At 63.0% G+C, this 17,424-nt stretch carries 16 protein-coding genes; 6 read left to right on the forward strand and 10 right to left on the reverse strand.

All coding sequences use genetic code 11. The annotated features are described in order from the left end of the window. Position 1: 1 nt before the first annotated feature. Together P3G66_RS24445 and P3G66_RS24450 are read right to left on the reverse strand one after the other, a co-directional pair. Positions 2-1,639 (reverse strand): acyl-CoA dehydrogenase family protein, encoded by a 1,638-nt coding sequence (locus P3G66_RS24445; protein WP_218747531.1) that lies wholly within the window; start codon positions 1,637-1,639, stop codon positions 2-4. Further along, entirely contained in the window at positions 1,623-2,246 is a 624-nt protein-coding gene (locus P3G66_RS24450) for a TetR/AcrR family transcriptional regulator (RefSeq protein ID WP_218681587.1), read from the reverse strand. The genes P3G66_RS24445 and P3G66_RS24450 overlap by 17 nt, the downstream gene beginning before the upstream one ends. A gap of 60 nt (positions 2,247-2,306) precedes the next feature. Between P3G66_RS24450 and P3G66_RS24455 the strand changes: the two genes are divergently transcribed. Next, positions 2,307-3,464 carry a hypothetical protein gene (locus tag P3G66_RS24455; RefSeq protein ID WP_276117221.1) on the forward strand — a complete coding sequence of 386 codons (1,158 nt, stop codon included), beginning with the start codon at positions 2,307-2,309 and terminating at the stop codon, positions 3,462-3,464. Between the two features lie 14 nt (positions 3,465-3,478). On the opposite strand, the gene P3G66_RS24460 is transcribed toward P3G66_RS24455, so the two are convergent. Next, the gene (locus P3G66_RS24460) at positions 3,479-4,420 is read right to left on the reverse strand and encodes an NAD-dependent epimerase/dehydratase family protein (protein WP_276117222.1); all 942 of its coding nucleotides are present in this window, start codon (positions 4,418-4,420) and stop codon (positions 3,479-3,481) included. A gap of 134 nt (positions 4,421-4,554) precedes the next feature. Here P3G66_RS24460 and P3G66_RS24465 point away from each other — a divergent pair, with 134 nt between their 5' ends. Then, the gene (locus tag P3G66_RS24465; RefSeq protein WP_039973071.1) at positions 4,555-5,250 is read left to right on the forward strand and encodes a TetR/AcrR family transcriptional regulator; all 696 of its coding nucleotides are present in this window, start codon (positions 4,555-4,557) and stop codon (positions 5,248-5,250) included. A gap of 53 nt (positions 5,251-5,303) precedes the next feature. Beyond that, the gene (locus P3G66_RS24470) at positions 5,304-5,909 is read left to right on the forward strand and encodes a YqgE/AlgH family protein (protein WP_003942572.1); all 606 of its coding nucleotides are present in this window, start codon (positions 5,304-5,306) and stop codon (positions 5,907-5,909) included. 28 nt (positions 5,910-5,937) lie between these two features. Here the strand turns inward: P3G66_RS24470 and P3G66_RS24475 are convergent, their stop codons facing one another. From P3G66_RS24475 to P3G66_RS24485, 3 genes are all read right to left on the reverse strand, one after another. Further along, positions 5,938-6,102: a hypothetical protein gene (locus P3G66_RS24475; RefSeq protein WP_276117223.1), complete on the reverse strand. Its 165-nt coding sequence runs from the start codon at positions 6,100-6,102 to the stop codon at positions 5,938-5,940. A 73-nt stretch (positions 6,103-6,175) separates the two neighbouring features. Further along, on the reverse strand, positions 6,176-7,156 hold the full coding sequence (locus tag P3G66_RS24480) for a bile acid:sodium symporter family protein (RefSeq protein ID WP_003942582.1): 981 nt from the start codon (positions 7,154-7,156) through the stop codon (positions 6,176-6,178). Positions 7,157-7,160: 4 nt separating this feature from the next. Beyond that, positions 7,161-8,330 carry an MFS transporter gene (locus P3G66_RS24485; RefSeq protein WP_021332605.1) on the reverse strand — a complete coding sequence of 390 codons (1,170 nt, stop codon included), beginning with the start codon at positions 8,328-8,330 and terminating at the stop codon, positions 7,161-7,163. Positions 8,331-8,492: 162 nt separating this feature from the next. Here P3G66_RS24485 and P3G66_RS24490 point away from each other — a divergent pair, with 162 nt between their 5' ends. Then, entirely contained in the window at positions 8,493-9,188 is a 696-nt protein-coding gene (locus tag P3G66_RS24490; protein ID WP_021332604.1) for a FadR/GntR family transcriptional regulator, read from the forward strand. Here P3G66_RS24490 and P3G66_RS24495 read toward each other — a convergent pair. Beyond that, entirely contained in the window at positions 9,157-10,116 is a 960-nt protein-coding gene (locus tag P3G66_RS24495) for a DUF1648 domain-containing protein (protein WP_276117224.1), read from the reverse strand. The two genes, P3G66_RS24490 and P3G66_RS24495, sit on opposite strands and share 32 nt — an antisense overlap. Positions 10,117-10,121: 5 nt before the next feature. Continuing rightward, complete coding sequence (locus P3G66_RS24500; RefSeq protein WP_031330973.1) at positions 10,122-10,613, reverse strand: SdpI family protein; 492 nt, start codon at positions 10,611-10,613, stop codon at positions 10,122-10,124. A gap of 101 nt (positions 10,614-10,714) precedes the next feature. Between P3G66_RS24500 and leuS the strand changes: the two genes are divergently transcribed. Then, the gene (leuS, locus tag P3G66_RS24505; protein ID WP_276117225.1) at positions 10,715-13,561 is read left to right on the forward strand and encodes a leucine--tRNA ligase; all 2,847 of its coding nucleotides are present in this window, start codon (positions 10,715-10,717) and stop codon (positions 13,559-13,561) included. Between the two features lie 280 nt (positions 13,562-13,841). After that, on the forward strand, positions 13,842-15,347 hold the full coding sequence (locus P3G66_RS24510) for an MFS transporter (RefSeq protein ID WP_021332601.1): 1,506 nt from the start codon (positions 13,842-13,844) through the stop codon (positions 15,345-15,347). 67 nt (positions 15,348-15,414) lie between these two features. Here P3G66_RS24510 and P3G66_RS24515 read toward each other — a convergent pair whose 3' ends face one another. Together P3G66_RS24515 and P3G66_RS24520 are read right to left on the reverse strand one after the other, a co-directional pair. Beyond that, positions 15,415-15,912: a hypothetical protein gene (locus tag P3G66_RS24515; protein ID WP_021332600.1), complete on the reverse strand. Its 498-nt coding sequence runs from the start codon at positions 15,910-15,912 to the stop codon at positions 15,415-15,417. A 19-nt stretch (positions 15,913-15,931) separates the two neighbouring features. Beyond that, a complete protein-coding gene (locus tag P3G66_RS24520; protein ID WP_276117226.1) occupies positions 15,932-17,395 on the reverse strand; it encodes an aldehyde dehydrogenase family protein in 1,464 nt (487 codons plus the stop codon). Between the last annotated feature and the right edge of the window lie 29 nt (positions 17,396-17,424).

Consider the following 17,424-nt stretch of genomic DNA (forward strand, 5'->3'; position numbering starts at 1 on the left):
GTCAGGCGCCGATCTTGACGGTGGCCCGCTCGAGGATCGGCGCGACGTCCACGCCCCTCGGCAGCGTTCCGAACACACTCCCCCAGCTGTTTCCGAGCCGACTCGCGCAGAACGCGTCGGCCACCGCGGGGTGCCCGTAGCGGAGCAACAGCGAGGCCTGCAGTGCGAGCGCCATGTCGCCGACGATCTTCCGTGCCCGGTATTCGATGTCGTCGAAATCGCCGAAAGCCGCCTGGAGATCTCGCACGGCCTGATCGAAGTGGCCGTCCACTCCACTGGCTCGTTTCAGCTCGTCGAAGAACACCTGCAGTGTTTCGGGTTGCTTGGCCATCGCCCGCAGTGTGTCGAGCGCCGCGACGTTGCCGGAACCCTCCCACACCGAAAGCAGCGGAGCCTCGCGATAGAGGCGCGGCATCCGGGATTCCTCCACGTATCCGTTTCCGCCCAGACACTCGAGTGCCTCGGCAGCGTGGATCGGTCCGCGCTTGCAGACGAAGTACTTACTCACGGCCAACGAAATGCGTCGTAGTGCGCTGGCGTGGGCATCGCCTGCGGTTGCGCGGTCGGTCAGAGTGGCCAGCCACATCGCGACGGTGGTCGACGCTTCCGATTCCACCGCCAGATCTGCCAGAACGTTTCGCATCAAGGGTTGGTCGATCAGGTTGGCGCCGAAAGCACTTCGATGCGTCGCGTGGTGAACTGCCTGCATGGTGCCGACGCGCATGCCGGTGGCCGTGCCGATCGTGCAGTCCAACCGGGTCATGTTGACCATCTCGATGATGGTGCGCACGCCCCGGCCTTCTTCGCCGACCATCCACGCGAGAGCGTCGCGGTACTCGACCTCACTACTCGCGTTGGAATGATTGCCCAACTTGTCCTTCAGACGCTGCAGGTACATGTTGTTGAGCGAGCCGTCCGGCAGGACCCGAGGCAGGAAGAAGCACGACAGACCACCCGGTGCCTGGGCGAGGACGAGGAACACGTCCGACATCGGCGCGGAGGTGAACCACTTGTGGCCCGTCAGCAGGTAGCTGCCGTCGGATTGTGGCACTGCCCTTGTGGTTCCGGCACGAACATCCGAACCGCCCTGTTTTTCTGTCATCGACATACCGGCGATCAATCCGGGTTTGGTGAGGGGAGCTTTCAGCGCCGAATCGTAGTGCCGCGTGGTCAGGAGGGGTTCGTACTGCGCGGCCAGATCCGCGTTGTGCCGCAGCGCGGGGATCACGGCGTACGTCATGGAGATGGGACAGCCGTGACCGGCGTCGGTTTGACCCCACACGGCCATCTTCGCGGCGCGGACGAGGTGTGCGTGTGGATTCGGGTCAACCCACGGAGCGCCGTGCAGTCCCAATTCCACTGCGGTGCTCATGAGTTGGTGATAGGCGGGGTCGTAGCGGACCTCGTCGATACGGTTGCCGTAGCGATCGTGGGTTCTCAGGACGGGTGGGTGCTCCTCGGCCAGATCGCCCCACTCCTGGGCCTGAGCACTGCCGGCGCGGATCCCGACGCGATGAACCCCCTCGAGTGCGTCCGATGCTCCTTCGCGGTGTAGTGCCTCGAGGATCGGCGCGTATTCGGCTGCGTCGTAATCGATCAGGGGCGGAACCTGATTGGTGACTTCATGCGTGGGTGTCATCGAAGCTCCCTAACGATCGAAGGGTGAAGGCGAGAATGGCGTCGATCGCAGCGGGATCGGTGGTGCCGCCGCGCAGTGGAAGGATCAGGGCCTCGCCGATTGCCCCGACGATGCACGCTGCCGTCAGAGTGGCGTCCTGTGGCGGTATCTCACCGGATTCGACTGCCGAACGAATTGCGGTGGCCAGGCAATCGCGGAACGATTCGCGAAACATGAGACGCTGTTCGTCGACGAGTGGGTCCACCGGTTCCACCAGCAGGGCATAGGCGAGAACCGGTGCGCGCATGGCACGTTCGGCGAAGGTCCGAACCGACGCCGATACCGCGGAGCGGTGGTTGCCTTCCAGACTTCGGGCATTGTCTCCGGCGTCCCGGGCCGCGGATACCTCACGGCTGCAGACTGATTGGAACACTTCGGCGAACAATTCGCCCTTGCCGTCGAAGTGTCGATACAGCGTCCCCGTGCCGACGCCGGCGTTCTTGGCCACCGCGGCGATGGAACATCCCGCATAGCCGTGGGTTGCCACTGCCGTCGTGGCGGCCTCGAGCAGTCGGGCGCGTTGGGCGTCCAGTCTTTCCTGTACTGCCGGAGTGCGGCGATAGGCCATGTGAAGAAGTGAACACCCGTTCCGTTCTTGCGTCAAGGCTGACTGCTGGAGAATGACGACATGGCTACCACGGCGAAAGTCGATTTCGAAGTTCCGGTTCTGGTTCTCGGTCCGCGACCTCGTGAACCGTATGTCCACACTTACGGCAAGGTCATCGGTTTGAGTCCCGTTGTCGCTCGCTTGGCGTTGAGTTCGACCGCCGGCCCGGTCCGGATCACCGTCGACACGCTGGATGTGGACCCGGGAATTCCCGCTCTCGATGATTGGGAGACCATCGAAGAAGGCACGCTCGAGAGCGTTGTCGCTGGTCTACCACCACTTCGATTGACAGGCGAACGGGTCCACGAGTTCGGATTCCTCGAGCGCCTACCGATTGGCCTCTACCGCATCCGAGCCTCGGTGCGCGGCAGGGACTTTGATCAAGCCGACCCTGAAGCTTTCATCCAGATCTGGCCTGTCGCGGAATTCGAGCCGATTCATCTCTTCAAGTCAGGCGACAAGGTCGAAGTACGGGACGTCTACAGCGATGACAGGCACCTCACGATCCCCCCACGGCCAGGAGGCGTGCAAAAGAAAGCGACTGAGGGTATCCACGCTCACAGCGTGACCGAACCAACATCAGTGCGCCGGCAATGGGAACGGATCGCCGCCTGGTTTTCCGAAAACGGATTTCCGCAAGCACTGGATGCGTTCGCGCCCGGAGCCGCGCAATCGGAAATCGACCGGGTCGAGGCACTGAGCGGAATCGCATGGCCAACCGAATTGAAAGACCTCTACTCGGTCCAGAACGGCTTCGCCCCCGGCGCCTGGATGCAGTTCCTTCCCCAACACGACATGCTCAATCTGGACGAGCTGTTGGCCAATCACCGCAGAGCCCCGGCAGCGTACGAGCTGCGAGATGTCCCGGAGAGTGTTCCCTCATTGTCGGACCGTGCTCAACCGGCAGGAACCCCGATCGGAAAGTTTCTTCCGGACTACGTAACCTTCGCCTGCCGCGACGGATACGAATTATTCTGCGACACAAGGCAAGGGGAGCTGTCAGGCTGTGTGACCGAGTATGCCCGTGAGAACGCGGACGCCGCCGGACCTCAGTGGACTTCGATCAGCGCGATGCTCGCCGATCTCGTAGATTCCCTGGAAACGGGTCGGCCTTTCGGTGGTGGCTGGGTAGCGGGACTCGGTGACGGCGGACTTTCCTGGCGGTACGCACCTGCGTAGCGTGTGCAGCCACTTCACGCGGCAGCGGCGCGAGACTGTTCCTCGCGCCACCACGCGACGGTCGCTTCGGCGGCCTGATCGAGCGGCGTCGGCGAGAGTCCGAGCAGCACTTCGCTGGCACTCGAGTCCATGACGAACGGCTTGGTGAACTGGTAGTTCATCTCCGCGAGTTCGCGGCTGTCGGTGTTGATCTTGCCGACGGCGTCGAGCACCCAGGCGGGGAGTACACCCACCTTGGCGGGGGATGCCCCGGCGGCGCGGGCGAAGGCCTCGGCGATCTTGCGCTGAGTGAGCGCGGGGCCGGTGGGTGCGTGGAGGACGGAGTTCCAAAGTTCGGGGTTGTGTGCCGCCGCGATCATCGCTGCTGCGAGATCGGGGATGTAGGTGAAGGAGTGCGGCTGATCTGCGGAACCGATGACACGAATCTTCTTACCTGCCATGACTTTCGGAACCATGCGCTCGCCCGCGTGGGCGGTGCGGACGCGGGGACCGAAGAAGTCCGAGGCCACGACGCTGACTGTGGGTGTTGCCGAGGCCTCGCGAGCACGCAGCAGCGCGGTGCGCACTCCGCGCTTGCCGCCGGTGGCGTTACGTGGATCGGATTCGGTCATCAGGGCGTCGGAGTTGTAGGCGTAGAGGCTTTCGGGGAAGACCACGACGGCACCGATGGATGCGGCCGCGTCGAGCACAACCTCCTCGGCCGCCGGGAGTTCCCGCTCCCAATCGGCTGCGTTGTAGGCGGCGTGGATGCAGTGGTAGATGGCCGTGGCGCCCTCGCTGACCGAGCGCAGGGCCTCGGCATCCGAGACGTCGACGCGTCGGCGGTCGATCAGCGGGTGCTCGGGCCCGCTGCCGGACCTGGTCAGGATGCGGACGTTGATTCCCTGCTCGGCGAGCTGTAGCGCGACGGCGGATCCGACGGGTCCTGCTCCGGTGACGATTTCGAGGTTCGACATGGTGTGCTCCTTCTTGTTTCGAGTGAACTGAGAGCACTGCTCTCGTTTTCAAGAATGCACCTGCACCCGAGCGCTGTCAAGAGCAGTGCTCTCTTTTGTTGATACTGCTCTCGGGAATGGGGCAAGATGGACCCATGGTTGGAACTCCCCGCGAACGGGCACGCGAACAGACGCTGCAGGACATCACCCGTATCGGACGCGAGCATCTCGCTGCCGTCGGCGCTGCAGCCTTGTCTCTGCGGGCCGTCGCGCGTGACCTGGGAGTCGTGTCCTCAGCGGTATACCGCTATGTCGCCAGTCGGGACGAACTGCTGACCTTGCTGGTGGTCGACGGGTACACGGAACTGGGCGCGGAAGTGGACGCAGCCGTGAATGCCGTTGCAGCAGAGGATTTTCGCGGACAGTTCATTGCTCTAGGGCGCGCCGTTCGGAGCTGGGCGATCCGGGAGCCGGCCCGCTACGGTCTGTTGTTCGGCAGCCCCGTCCCCGGCTACGACGCTCCGGGCGAGCAGACCACCGGCCCCGGCACCCTCGTCGTGACCCGGCTGATCGGGATCATCGACGCCGCCCATCGCGCGGGTTCACTGACGGTGCGAGAGGGTCCGGGCCTGAGTGACACGTTGGCAGCGGACCTCGAGGGAGTGCGGATTGAACTGGGTACCGACCTGCCGCCGGATGCCGCGGTGCGCGCAACTCTCGTCTGGGTATCGCTGTTCGGTTCGGTGAACTTCGAGGTGTTCGGCCAGTACGGAAGCGATACGTTCACCGACGCGAGCGAGATTTTCGAGCGGCATTTGGCACTACTTGCCGATGTGGCGGGTCTGACCTGAACACGCTTGTGTCTCGTTCCTCCGCACGCAGTTGTCGGTGAGATGATGTCCTTGTGGCGCACGCAGAAGAACCCGAGGATCGAATGGCCTGGATAGAACCGGAGGTTCGTCCGGGCAGTTTGTTGGTGTCGTCGACCGATCTCACGGAACCCGCATTTCGCCGCACCGTCATCTACATGATCGAGCACAACGACGCCGGGAGCCTGGGCGTCGTCGTCAATCGGCCGAGTGAGACGGCCGTGCAGAACGTGTTGCCGCAGTGGTCACCGCTGACCGCGCATCCTTCGGCCCTGTACATCGGTGGACCAGTCAAGCGTGACTCGGCGCTTTGCCTGGGCATCGCTCGCAACGGTGCGCGGATCGACGGCGTCGCCGGCCTGCGGCGGGTGGACGGCAAGGTAGTCATGGTGGATCTGGACTCGGACCCGGAGGTCATTGCTCCTCTGGTCGAAGGGATCCGAATTTTTGCCGGGTACTCGGGTTGGACTCTGGGCCAGCTGGATTCGGAGCTCGAGCGTGAAGACTGGATGGTGATCAGCTCGCTGCCGTCGGATGTGCTGACGCCGCCCCGAGTCGATGTCTGGGCACGGGTGCTACGACGCCAGCCGCTACCCGTGGCGATGCTGGCCAGCCACCCCATCGAGGTGGAACGAAACTGACTTGTCGGAGGTCGATGATATTCCTGTGTCATCGTTTTCGAGAGAGGTGGCAGTAATGCTCGCTGAGCGTCAGATCCAGTGCGCGGATTGTGTTTCGGATGTCGATCACTGCCACGATTCCTTGCTGCGACATGCCGACGGATCGCTCGAATGCACCGGCGTGAACTGCGTCGACCTGGCATCGAGTCGCCATGCGTTGTCCATCGATTGTGCTGAACTGCAGGGCGGTTGTGGCTGCGTCGACGCGACCCGAGGCGAGTTGCTCGCTAGCTGACGCTCACCGGATCCCGATTCGCGAAGCGTTGCGCCATCGCAGCACAGACGATCAGTTGGATCTGATGGAAGATCATCAGCGGCAACACGATCAGGCCGACGGGCTGGCCCGCGAACAGTACAGCCGCCATCGGTAGGCCCGTTGCCAAGGATTTCTTCGACCCGCAGAAGATGATGACGATCTGATCGGGAAGATCGAACCCGAGCTTGCGCCCCGCGAGAGTGGTCACGCCGAGAACCAGCGCGAGAATCAGGCAGCACACGATTGTGAGGATCACGATCTGCCAGATCGTGATGGTGCTCCAGATCCCCTCTTTCATGCTTTCGCTGAAGGCGGCGAAGACAACGAGGAGGATCGATCCGCGATCGACGTACTTGGTGGGTTCGGCGTACTTCTGCAGCCATCCGATCACCAGCGGGCGGATCAGCTGACCGACGATGAACGGGATCAGCAACTGCACGACGATGTCGAGGATCGACGAGAAGTCGACCGTCGCCTGGCCGGTGGTGTTCATCAGCAGAACCACCAGCAGCGGTGTGACGAAGACGCCGATCAGGTTGGAGAACGACGCACTGACGATCGCGCCCGCGACATTCCCCTTGGCGATCGAGGTGAACGCGATCGAAGACTGAACCGTCGACGGAACCAGGCACATGTAGAGGATGCCGGTGTAGAGCTCGTCGCTGATCAGCGTCGGCGACAGGAATCGCAGTGCTAGGCCGATCAGTGGGAACAGCACGAACGTCGCGGCGAGGACGACGGTGTGCAGTCGCCAGTGCTTGACGCCCTTCCAGGCTTCCTGCGGCGAGAGTCGCGCGCCGTAGAGCAGGAACAAGAAGCCGATGGCGATCTTGGTGGCCCAGTTCAGAATGCTCTCCGCGGTACCCGATACCGGGAACACACTTCCGAGCACGCCGGCGATGATGATGCCGAGGATGAACCCGTCGATGTAGAACCTACTGAGAAACTTCACCTGGCTAAGGATAACGGCGAGCTTCAGCGGGCTCTCGAGCCCCACGAAGGTTGAAGCCCATCACCGCCAGGCACAGCAGCGTCCCGATGATCGACAGCTCGATGATGGCCGTCTGCATTCCCTGGATCGTGATGGCGATACCCGCGATGATCGACGGGATCGCCAGTCCCGCGTAGCTGACGGTGAAGAACGCGGCCAGAACTCCGCCGTGGCTCTCGCGGGCGTGGGTCCGGGCGGCGGCGTTGACGCGCTTCATGCCGCCGGCAAACGCCAGACCGTGCCCGGCGCCGACCACGACGGTGATGACGCCAAGCAGTGCCAGGCTCGGGACGAGGTCGACCACGAGGAGGCCGATCATTCCCAGAGCGAGGATTCCCAGACCGACGGTGACGGACGTGCGCGGGTCCATGCGGCTTCCGCCGAGTTGCGCGACCACCGAGCAGATCATCACCAGTGCGGCTGCCCCGCCGCCGAGCAGAAGGTTGTCGATGTTCAGCAGGCTGGTCATCCATGACGGGACCACCGACTGGAAGAGCCCGACTGCGCCCCACGACAGCGCGACGGCGAGCGAGCTCAGCCAGAATGTCTCTCGGATGGCGGCGGGAACATGTGGCATCTGGAAGAACCGCTTCGGGCGTGTGATGTTCCCGATCTGCGGCAGTAGCAGCAACACGATCAGTGCCGGGATGAACGCGACGAGGAAGATCAGATACGGCAATCGCAGAGGTTGCGGAAGATACTGGGCGATCGCACCGGACACGAGTGGTCCGAGTGCACCGCCCAAAGCGCCCGTCACCGTCGAGACGAGCGCTGCCCGTCGGTGATCGAATTTCGGTTCCTGCTCCACCAGCGCAGCACTGCCTGCGGCACTGGCCGCGCCCACCGCGATTCCCTGAGCGACACGGCCTACGAACAACCACACCGTCGCGTCGGCAAATGCCAGAACGAGCGTGCCGACGACGCTCAGAGCGAGTGCAGTAATGAGCACGGTGCGCCGGCCGAGGGCGTCGGACAGCGGTCCGAAGAACAGCAATGCCGGAACGAGGCCGGCGACGTAGACGCCGTAGATGAGCGTCTGGATGGTGGGCGTGAATCCGAACTCGGTCCGGTACAGCCCGTAGACGGAGGTGGGCATGTTCGCGCCCAGAAGGATCACGGTGAGGACGTAGCCCACGCCGTAGAAGTGTCGATTGGTGCGGCGTGTGCGTACTTCGGTGGCGACAGCTGTGGCGGACGTGGGAAGCCCCTCCTGATGACAGAGTTCGAAAATACATGGGTCGTCCTACGTATCGTAGGTGAGTGGAATGATCGTCGCGAATGCTGTGAGGATGAGTAGATGACCGTTGTTCGCAAGGAGTCCGCGTACGAGCAATCCCTCGATTGGATGCGCGCGCAGATCTCCGACGGCGCCTGGACCGTCGGGAACCGTGTTCCCACCGAGCCGGAACTGATGAGTGTTCTCGGCGTCGGCCGGAACACCGTGCGCGAAGCGATCAAGACACTGACGTCGACGGGAGTCCTCGAGATCCGTCGCGGATCAGGGACCTTCGTTCGGGCACGGACCGACATCGGCGGACTGCTCGGCAAACACGCGTCGGTCGACGAGATGAAATACGTCTTCGAAGTGCGTCGTGCGCTCGAGATGGAAGCGGTCCGGTTGGCGTGTGAGCGTCGTAGCGACGACGACGTTCGGTTACTTCGTGAGCTGGCCGCCAAGCGTGACGTGCCGGCCGAGAACTTCGTCGACGTCGATCTTGCGTTTCACATTGCCGTCGTCGATGCCGCTCACAATCCAGTTCTGACCGATCTGTTTGCCGGAATTCTCGAAACGGTCCGCGCCACCTACGAGGTGACCGAAGGCGTTCATCCGCCGTCGCTGACGTCCTCGCATCATCAGGGAGTTGCCGAAGCCATTGCCGAACGCGATGTCACCAAAGCCAGGGCGGCGGCATGCGGGTATCTCGAGAAGACTCAGGAAGCGATCGGTTCAGGTTCGGCGGTTACCGAGTCCGGGCGTCGGCCAATCGGTTGAGGGACCCGGCGATGTCTTCGGCCTTCGGTGTCGTGATCGTGAGGCGGTCGCCACCGGCGAACGTGACGACCACCGCGGGCCCGGTGCGGGTGACGACGCCGTAGTTACGACGACCCTTGGTCTTGAGTCCCCAGCCGCCGAAGTCCGCGAACGGTTTGATCTCCGCGACGTCGGCTCCGACAACTTCGTCGATGCCGTAGGTCATCGCAGCCATCCCCATGTTGATGACCCGAATTTCCCGTTCGTCGACGATCACCCGGAAGCGAACCAGGCTGACGACGAGCAGTCCGAGTGCTCCGAAGATGAACAGCGGCCAGAGTGACCGCGTCGCCAACGCCATGACGACTCCGGGCGACAGAGTGATCGCAGTGAGGATCACCGACCCCTTGGTGCTGAATCCGACGTCGTCGGAGATGGGGAGAGCGCAGCGGCTTCGCGGCAACCCGGCCGAGGGTTCGATCGTGGCAAGAGTGCGGACGCGGTAGTCACGCAGGAACGAGGCGCCGATCCACCCCAGCACCCCGCCGACTGCAAAGCCGACACCGATAGACCACAGCGGGAGTGACGTCGTGGATGGATCGGTGACATCGAGTTGGGTGTAGAGCAAAGCGAAGTTCACTGTCGTGATGAGCCCGACCACGCTCAGCCCGACAACCAACATGAATCGGCGCATCATCAGCATCGCGGGAGCAAGAGCAGCAATCGCACTCAGGCCGCCACCGAAGAGCAGCGTCAGAAGTGCAATGGTCCAGGCGTTGGCCGACGGGGTGGAGAATCCGTCCGGCGAGGTGGTGGTCCAGTGAGTCGCGATCTGTTCCGGGAGGCGGGGCTCCCAAATTTTTGTCAGGACGAAGCCGAAGACCGCACACAGCAGCGGAACCACTAGCCCGAATACGACCCCGGCCGGGTCGATCACGCGATGTTTCACGTGAATCAATGAGCCGGCTGGCAAGCATCCTTGAGCGCGCAGGCACCGCAGGAAGCGGTACCGCAAGCGGCAGCGTTCGCCTTGGCCTCGGGGGTCTCCGCCACCGGTTCGGCGACAGGCTCGGAGTGTCCGCCGCAGTTGCAGTCGTTACCGCATCCGCTCTGCTGCGGGAGTGCGGCGGCTGCGCGCGCGCCGATGCCTCCACCGAAACCGGCAGTGAGGACGGCGACGACGACGGCGATGATCGCGACTGCGACGCCGAAGACTCCGCCGATGGTCAGTGCTGCGACTCCGCCGATGACCAACATTCCGGCGGCCGCGAGCATGGTCGGACCGGCCACTTTGTTGGCGAGAGCGAACGACTCCTCGCTCCGCAGGGAATCCTCGGTGCGGACACCGGCCCAGCGGTTGCGCGGGAGTTTGCCGATCAGTCCGGCGACAGCAACTCCACCGACGGCGACAGCGAGCACGAATAGCACCACAGCGACAACGATCACCCATACAGGATAGGCGCGAGTGGAGTTGATGGTATGCCCGGGTCGCACAGGCTCTACCCTGGTTATCGGTATTTCCGTCAGCCAAGTAGATAGCGACCACAGTGACCGAGTCTCCGCAGTCCCCCGATTCACCAGCCGACGCAACTCCGCAGCACCGCTACACCGCGGAGCTCGCCGGCCAGATCGAGCAGCACTGGCAGGACCGCTGGAGTGAGGAAGGCACGTTCAACGCGCCCAATCCGGTCGGTCCGCTCTCCTCGCCCGACGGTGTTCCCGCCGACAAGCTCTTCGTGCAGGACATGTTCCCGTACCCCTCGGGTTCGGGCCTGCATGTCGGTCACCCGCTCGGATACATCGCTACGGACGTCTTCGCGCGCTTCCATCGCATGCAGGGCCGCAATGTCCTGCACACCCTCGGTTACGACGCCTTCGGTCTCCCGGCCGAGCAGTACGCCGTGCAGACGGGTACCCACCCACGGACCACCACCGAGTCCAACATCGCCAACATGAAGCGCCAGCTGCGACGCCTGGGTCTGGGCCACGACGAGCGTCGTAGTCTCGCGACGACGGATGTCGACTTCTACCACTGGACGCAGTGGATCTTCCTGCAGATCCATGGCGCCTGGTACGACAAGGAAGCCGGCAAGGCGCGTCGTATCTCCGAGTTGGAAGCCGAGTTCGATTCCGGTGAGCGCGCTCTGGAAGACGGACGCGAGTGGGCTTCGTTGGACGTGGCCGCGAAGGCCAAGGTTCTGGACTCGTACCGCCTTGTCTACCAGTCGGATTCGATGGTCAACTGGTGCCCCGGTTTGGGTACCGTCCTGGCCAACGAGGAAGTCACCGCCGACGGTCGTAGTGACCGCGGAAACTTCCCAGTCTTCCGTAAGCATCTCCAGCAGTGGATGATGCGCATCACCGCGTACTCCGATCGCCTGGTCGACGACCTCGAGTACCTGGATTGGCCGGACAAGGTCAAGGCCATGCAACGCAACTGGATCGGACGCTCGTACGGTGCCGAAGTTACCTTTGCTGCAGGCGAGTACGGCGTCGATGTGTTCACTACCCGTCCGGACACGCTGTTCGGCGCCACCTACGTGACGCTGGCTCCTGAGCACGACTTGGTGGACAAGCTCGTCGCGGACGAGTGGCCCGAAGGTGTCGACGCGCGCTGGACTGGCGGTGCCACGACTCCGGCGGAAGCTGTTGCTGCATACCGTAAGTCGATTGCCGCCAAGACCGACCTGGAGCGCCAGGAAAACAAGGAGAAGACGGGCGTCTTCCTCGGTTCCTACGCCGTCAATCCGGTCAACGGACACAAGGTTCCGATCTTCATCGCCGACTACGTTCTGACGGGTTACGGCACCGGTGCGATCATGGCAGTTCCGGGACACGATCACCGTGACTGGGAGTTCGCGAACGCGTTCGGTCTGGATATTCTCGAAGTTATTGTCGGTGGCAATGTTTCGGAGGCTGCGTACTCCGGTGACGGCCCGCTGGTGAACTCCGACTACCTCGACGGGCTGGACGTTGCCGAGGCCAAGGCGACCGTCATCAGTCGCCTCGAGGAGAGCGGCCAGGGCAAGGGCACTATCCAGTACAAGCTGCGCGACTGGCTTTTTGCGCGTCAGCGTTACTGGGGTGAGCCTTTCCCGATCGTCTACGACGCGGACGGCAACGCACACGCTCTGCCGGATTCGGCTCTGCCCGTGGTGCTTCCGGAGGTCGAGGACTACGCACCCGTGTCCTTCGATCCGGACGACGCCAACTCCGAGCCCTCTCCCCCGCTGAACAAGGCGACCGACTGGGTCAACGTCGAGCTCGATCTCGGTGACGGTCTGCAGACCTACCATCGCGATACCAACGTCATGCCGCAGTGGGCAGGCAGCTCGTGGTACCAGCTGCGCTACATCGACCCCACTAACCAGGACGCCTTCTGCGACCCGCAGAACGAGGCGTACTGGACGGGTCCGCGTCCGGAACTGCACGGCCCCAACGATCCCGGTGGAGTCGACCTGTACGTCGGCGGCGTCGAGCACGCAGTGCTGCACCTGCTGTACTCGCGCTTCTGGCACAAGGTTCTGTTCGACCTGGGCTACGTGTCCTCGAGCGAGCCGTACCGCCGCCTGTACAACCAGGGCTACATCCAGGCATTCGCGTACACCGATGCCCGCGGCGTCTACGTGCCGGCGGAAGAGGTCGTCGAGCGTGACGGCAAGTTCTTCTACGAAGGCGCCGAGGTCAACCGCGAGTACGGCAAGATGGGCAAGAGCCTGAAGAATGCCGTTGCGCCGGACGAGATCTGCGCCGAGTTCGGTGCAGACACTCTGCGTGTGTACGAGATGTCGATGGGTCCGCTGGACACCTCGCGTCCGTGGGCTACCAAGGACGTCGTCGGTGCTGCGCGATTCCTGCAGCGAGTGTGGCGCGTCGTCATCGACGAGGAGACCGGCAAGCCCCGTGTCACCGACGAAGCTCCTGGTGAAGAGACTCTGCGTGCGCTCAACAAGGCGATTTCCGGTGTCATCGAGGATTACACGGCGCTGCGCGACAACACGGCCGCCGCGAAGCTGATCGAGTACAACAACCATCTCACCAAGGCGTTCCCGGGCGGTGCGCCGCGTGCTGCTGTCGAGCCGTTGGTGCTGATGCTCGCTCCCCTGGCGCCGCACCTCGCGGAAGAGCTGTGGTCGCGTCTGGGGCACACGGAATCCCTTGCGCACGGACCCTTCCCCGCTGTCGAGGAGAAGTGGCTCGTCGAGGATACCGTCGAGTACCCGATCCAGGTCAACGGCAAGGTTCGTAGCCGCATCAGCGTGCCGGCGGATGCCGATCGCAAGGCTGTCGAGGAGATCGCCCTGGCCGACGAGAAGATCGTCGCTCTGCTCGAGGGCAACGCACCCCGCAAGGTGATCGTTGTGCCGGGCAAGATGGTCAACATAGTTCTGTAGGGCCTTCGGCCCCTGTGCGCCGTTTTGGTAGTTACCGCTACCGAAACGGCGCACAGTCGTATCTGGGGCTGTATCCGGGGTGCCAATCAGTCGTTGTCCTGATTGTCCCGCTCCGCGGAACATTCTGTAGCGCGCGTTCGACGCGAGGGCTGTGATGCAGGTAACACGTTGCCGAGAGTGGTAGCTGTCGTTCCACTGCACTTCCCCGCAAGGCCCCGGCCGACGGTATTCGGCAGGGGGTCAATCGAATTCGCAGGTGTCCCGAAAGGATTCTTCAGCCATGGCGTCTCATGTCCACAGCGACGGTTCGTCTCCCAGTCTGCCCGAATCGACGTCGATACCGGAGCGGTGGACTCCGCGACTGGTGTTCTCGCTGGCGTCGATCGTTCTTCTTCTCGAAATGCTCGCGGTGAGCTACATGATGATTTCCACTGCGCTGCCCGCCATCTCGGTGCATTATCAAACGACGCAGGGAGCTTGGCTGCTCACGTCGTTCCTGCTGCTGGGAGCGGTCGCGTCTCCGCTGCTCGGCAAGCTCGCGGACATGTACGGCAAACGAAAAGTCCTGCTCTTTGCGGTCGCCGGCGCAGCGGTCGGATCCTTCATTTCGGCGATAGCGCCGAGCTACGCGATCCTGATTCTGGGCCGGTCCCTGACTGGTCTGCTCGTTCCCTGCCTCTTCCTGAGCTACTCCCTCATTCGAGATGTCTTTCCGCCGAAAACCGTTGCGCTGGCTGTCAGTATTGCAACCTCCGGCATGGGCCTGATCGCTATTCCGGCGCCGTTCCTCACCGGTTGGTTGATCGACAACCACGGGTTCCGGAGCATCTTCTGGTTCTTCGTCATCGGTTTGGTTTTGCTCGGCGGCATGATCTTCGCTTCGACGGCGGAATCAGCTGTACGACTGCGTTCTTCGCTGGACCTGATCGGTGCGGTACTACTCGGATCGGGCATCGCCGGAATTCTGATCGGCGTCAGCTTCGGACCGACCTGGGGCTGGAAGAACGGTTCGACGCTGGCCTACCTGATCGGTGGCGTGGCACTGCTGGCGGCTTGGGTTGCCTCTGCCCGAGCCATCCGTGAGCCCCTGATCGACCTGCGCTACTTCGGCAAGCGTTCGGTGATGCTCACCGCCGTCGGTGCCGGGTTCTGCTACGGCGCGTCGGGAGTCTTCACGATTTTGCTGCCGATGATGGTGATGACGCCAGCAGTTCTCGGCCTGGGATACGGATTCGGCGTCACGGCAGAGGGCTTCGCGATCTTCCAGGCGCCCCTTGGCGGCATGGTGGTGGTCGGCGGTTTGATCGTTGGTTTCCTCGTGGGCCGCAACATCCGACCGCGTCTGCTGATGATCATCGGAATGATCCTCATGGCAGTCGGATTCACCTTGACGGCCACCATTCACGACAACAAGCCGCTGCTCATCATCTTTGCCGGAATCTTCGGTGTCGGAATGGGTATGGGCTACGCCTCCATCCCGAACCTGCTCATCGAGGCAGTGCCGCCGCAGTTGCAGGCAACCACGGCGAGCATGGTTGCGGTCTTCCAGAGCATCTTCCCCGCAGTGCTTCCCGTCATCGCTTTCACAGTCTTGAACTCGCACATCGCGATGGCGATGGAGGGCGCTGTGTTCTACACCGACGAGGGCATGCGCATCGCGTTCCTGATTGGTGCTGCTGCAGCAGTTCTCGGTGCGATCGCAGCCGTGTTCCTGCCGCGAAACATTGTCCAGATCGGCGCTGAGGACGGCGCGGCGCAGGAGACGTCCCTTCTCCCGGCTCACTGATCGCACGATGATGTGCGGCTACTGGCCAACGCCCGTAGCCGCACATCTCCGTCGTGGCACGTCGACGTCATGCAAGATGAATCTTCTGCAGCGAGATCTCACCCCGCAGTGGACGCTCTGCAACCTGCGCAAGATCAGAGACGAATGTGTCCGCGTTCGATCGGGTAGTGGTGAGTTGAACCGACAGAACGTTGTTCGCCTGACTGCACACGGTTGCGCCGTGCCGGTAGGCGACCAGCGCGACTGGATCGACGCGTTGGAAAGTCGCGGTGACGTGTAGGCCGACCTGTGGGGTCACCGGAACAAACGGGCCGTGGTCCGTCTTGATGCGGACTATCCCGACGATCTTGTTGAGACGCTTGATCAGCATGGCGTCCGAAATCGTTGTCGGGCAACGGTACGCAATTGACATACCGCTGACTCCCGGCGATGTCACGGACATCCACGTGGACAGACTGACGACCTCTACGCCAAGCTTCCACCCCAGCGAAGAAATGCGGGCGAGAACTGCTGCGGTGTCATGGCATTCGACGACCATGGTGCCAACCCGTGTCGTTTCACCCATTCCCACGACCTCTTTCGGCTTAGAGAGGCAGTCCGGGCGCATCGACACCGACGATTCGCGATCCCCGGAAGAAGTCGAGAAGCTCTGCGTCGCCGTGTGCGCCGATACCGCTTCCGCCCCAGAAACTCTGGGTCGAGTGGTCGTCGAGGTCCAGGAGGCTGGTGCTGTTGACCTTGTTCTCACCGCACTCGATTCGGGCCGCAAGTTCACGAGCGGCGTCGACGTCGGCGCCGAACACGTATCCGGCCAGGCCGGTATCGAGAGCGTTGGCCTCGAGCAGCGCCTGCTCGTCGGTAGATGCTCGGTGCACGGTCAGGATCGGCCCGAAGGTCTCCGTCTTGGTGTGCTCCGACGAGATCCCGTGCACCACAGTCGGAGGGAAGAACCATCCGGAATCGTCAGGCACGGGGGTGCTCGAGACGGCCGTGCCGCCCACGCCACGGAGGAACTCGACGGTATCCCGCATCCGTTGGAGTTGAGGCTCGTTCGCCTGCGGACCCATCGTGGTGTTGGCGTCATCGGTTCGGCCGAGTGCGATTTCGGCCGTGCGGTCGAGTATTGCGTCGACAAGCCGGTCGTGAAGGTGCGGCGGCACGAAGACGCTTCCCGGACTCTCACACCATTGCCCGTTGAGTTTGGTGAACCCGTCGACGAGTGCGGTGGCAGTCAGATCGATGTCGGCGTCGGCGCGGATGATCACGGGGTTGTTGCTGCCGAGTTCGAGTTGAAGAGCCTTGAAATCGGTAGAAGCTGCAGCGGCGATGGAACTACCGGCCGCTCGGCCGCCGGTGAACGCCAGTGCTCGGATTCGTCGATCGGAGGCCAGTAGATGCCCGACGTCCCCGCCTCCGTGAACGAGTTGAAACAGAGCTTTCGGCGCGTCGACTTCGGCGATGGCACGTGAGATCGCCTCGGCAAGCACGTTGGGACCCGACGGTGCCCAGTTGGAGGGCTTGGCGATGACCGGAGCACCTGCGGCCAAAGCGAATGCGGTCTTCTTGGCGGTGATGAAGCTCGGTGCGTTCCACGGTGCGATCACAGCGGTCGGGCCCCACGCCAGCCGATGTAATTGTGCACCTGACGCCAGCTGCTCGAACCCGGAGGAGTTCTTCAGATGCGTTGCAGCACTGCGGAACAGATCGGGAAGTCCGCCGGCGAAAAGTGTGCTGATCGAAAGCGGAAGGCCGTTGTTCTTGGAGTCCTCACGAGCGATCGCCGCAGTCCGTTCTTCGACAAGTTCACCCGTTCTCTCGAGTAGGCGCACCCGGTCGGCGATCGATCGACGGGTCCAGACACCCGATCGGTGAAGTTCTGTCGCGGCGGTGATCGCCCTCTCCACCTGTTCGGTGGAGGACGAGAGTTGGGCTTGCAGTTTCTCTCCGGTGTCGGGATCGGTGAGAAATTCGCCGAGTTCGATAGCCGGTGTTTCGACGTTTCCGTCGATCGTGTTGTTCTGGGGCACGAGTGAGCATGAAGTGGTCATGACTGTCCTTCGTGGCGAAATCGTTTGTA

The organism is Rhodococcus sp. C3V, assembly GCF_029269915.1.
Lineage (GTDB): Bacteria > Actinomycetota > Actinomycetes > Mycobacteriales > Mycobacteriaceae > Rhodococcus_F > Rhodococcus_F qingshengii.

Bases quoted from the DNA above. Each gene is read 5' to 3' on its own strand.
- P3G66_RS24445 (WP_218747531.1), bottom strand. From the start codon at position 1,639: ATGACACCCACGCATGAAGTCACCAATCAGGTTCCGCCCCTGATCGAT.
- P3G66_RS24450 (WP_218681587.1), bottom strand. From the start codon at position 2,246: ATGGCCTATCGCCGCACTCCGGCAGTACAGGAAAGACTGGACGCCCAA.
- P3G66_RS24455 (WP_276117221.1), top strand. From the start codon at position 2,307: ATGGCTACCACGGCGAAAGTCGATTTCGAAGTTCCGGTTCTGGTTCTC.
- P3G66_RS24460 (WP_276117222.1), bottom strand. From the start codon at position 4,420: ATGTCGAACCTCGAAATCGTCACCGGAGCAGGACCCGTCGGATCCGCC.
- P3G66_RS24465 (WP_039973071.1), top strand. From the start codon at position 4,555: ATGGTTGGAACTCCCCGCGAACGGGCACGCGAACAGACGCTGCAGGAC.
- P3G66_RS24475 (WP_276117223.1), bottom strand. From the start codon at position 6,102: ATGGCGACTCGATGCCAGGTCGACGCAGTTCACGCCGGTGCATTCGAG.
- P3G66_RS24490 (WP_021332604.1), top strand. From the start codon at position 8,493: ATGACCGTTGTTCGCAAGGAGTCCGCGTACGAGCAATCCCTCGATTGG.
- P3G66_RS24510 (WP_021332601.1), top strand. From the start codon at position 13,842: ATGGCGTCTCATGTCCACAGCGACGGTTCGTCTCCCAGTCTGCCCGAA.
- P3G66_RS24515 (WP_021332600.1), bottom strand. From the start codon at position 15,912: ATGGGTGAAACGACACGGGTTGGCACCATGGTCGTCGAATGCCATGAC.
- P3G66_RS24520 (WP_276117226.1), bottom strand. From the start codon at position 17,395: ATGACCACTTCATGCTCACTCGTGCCCCAGAACAACACGATCGACGGA.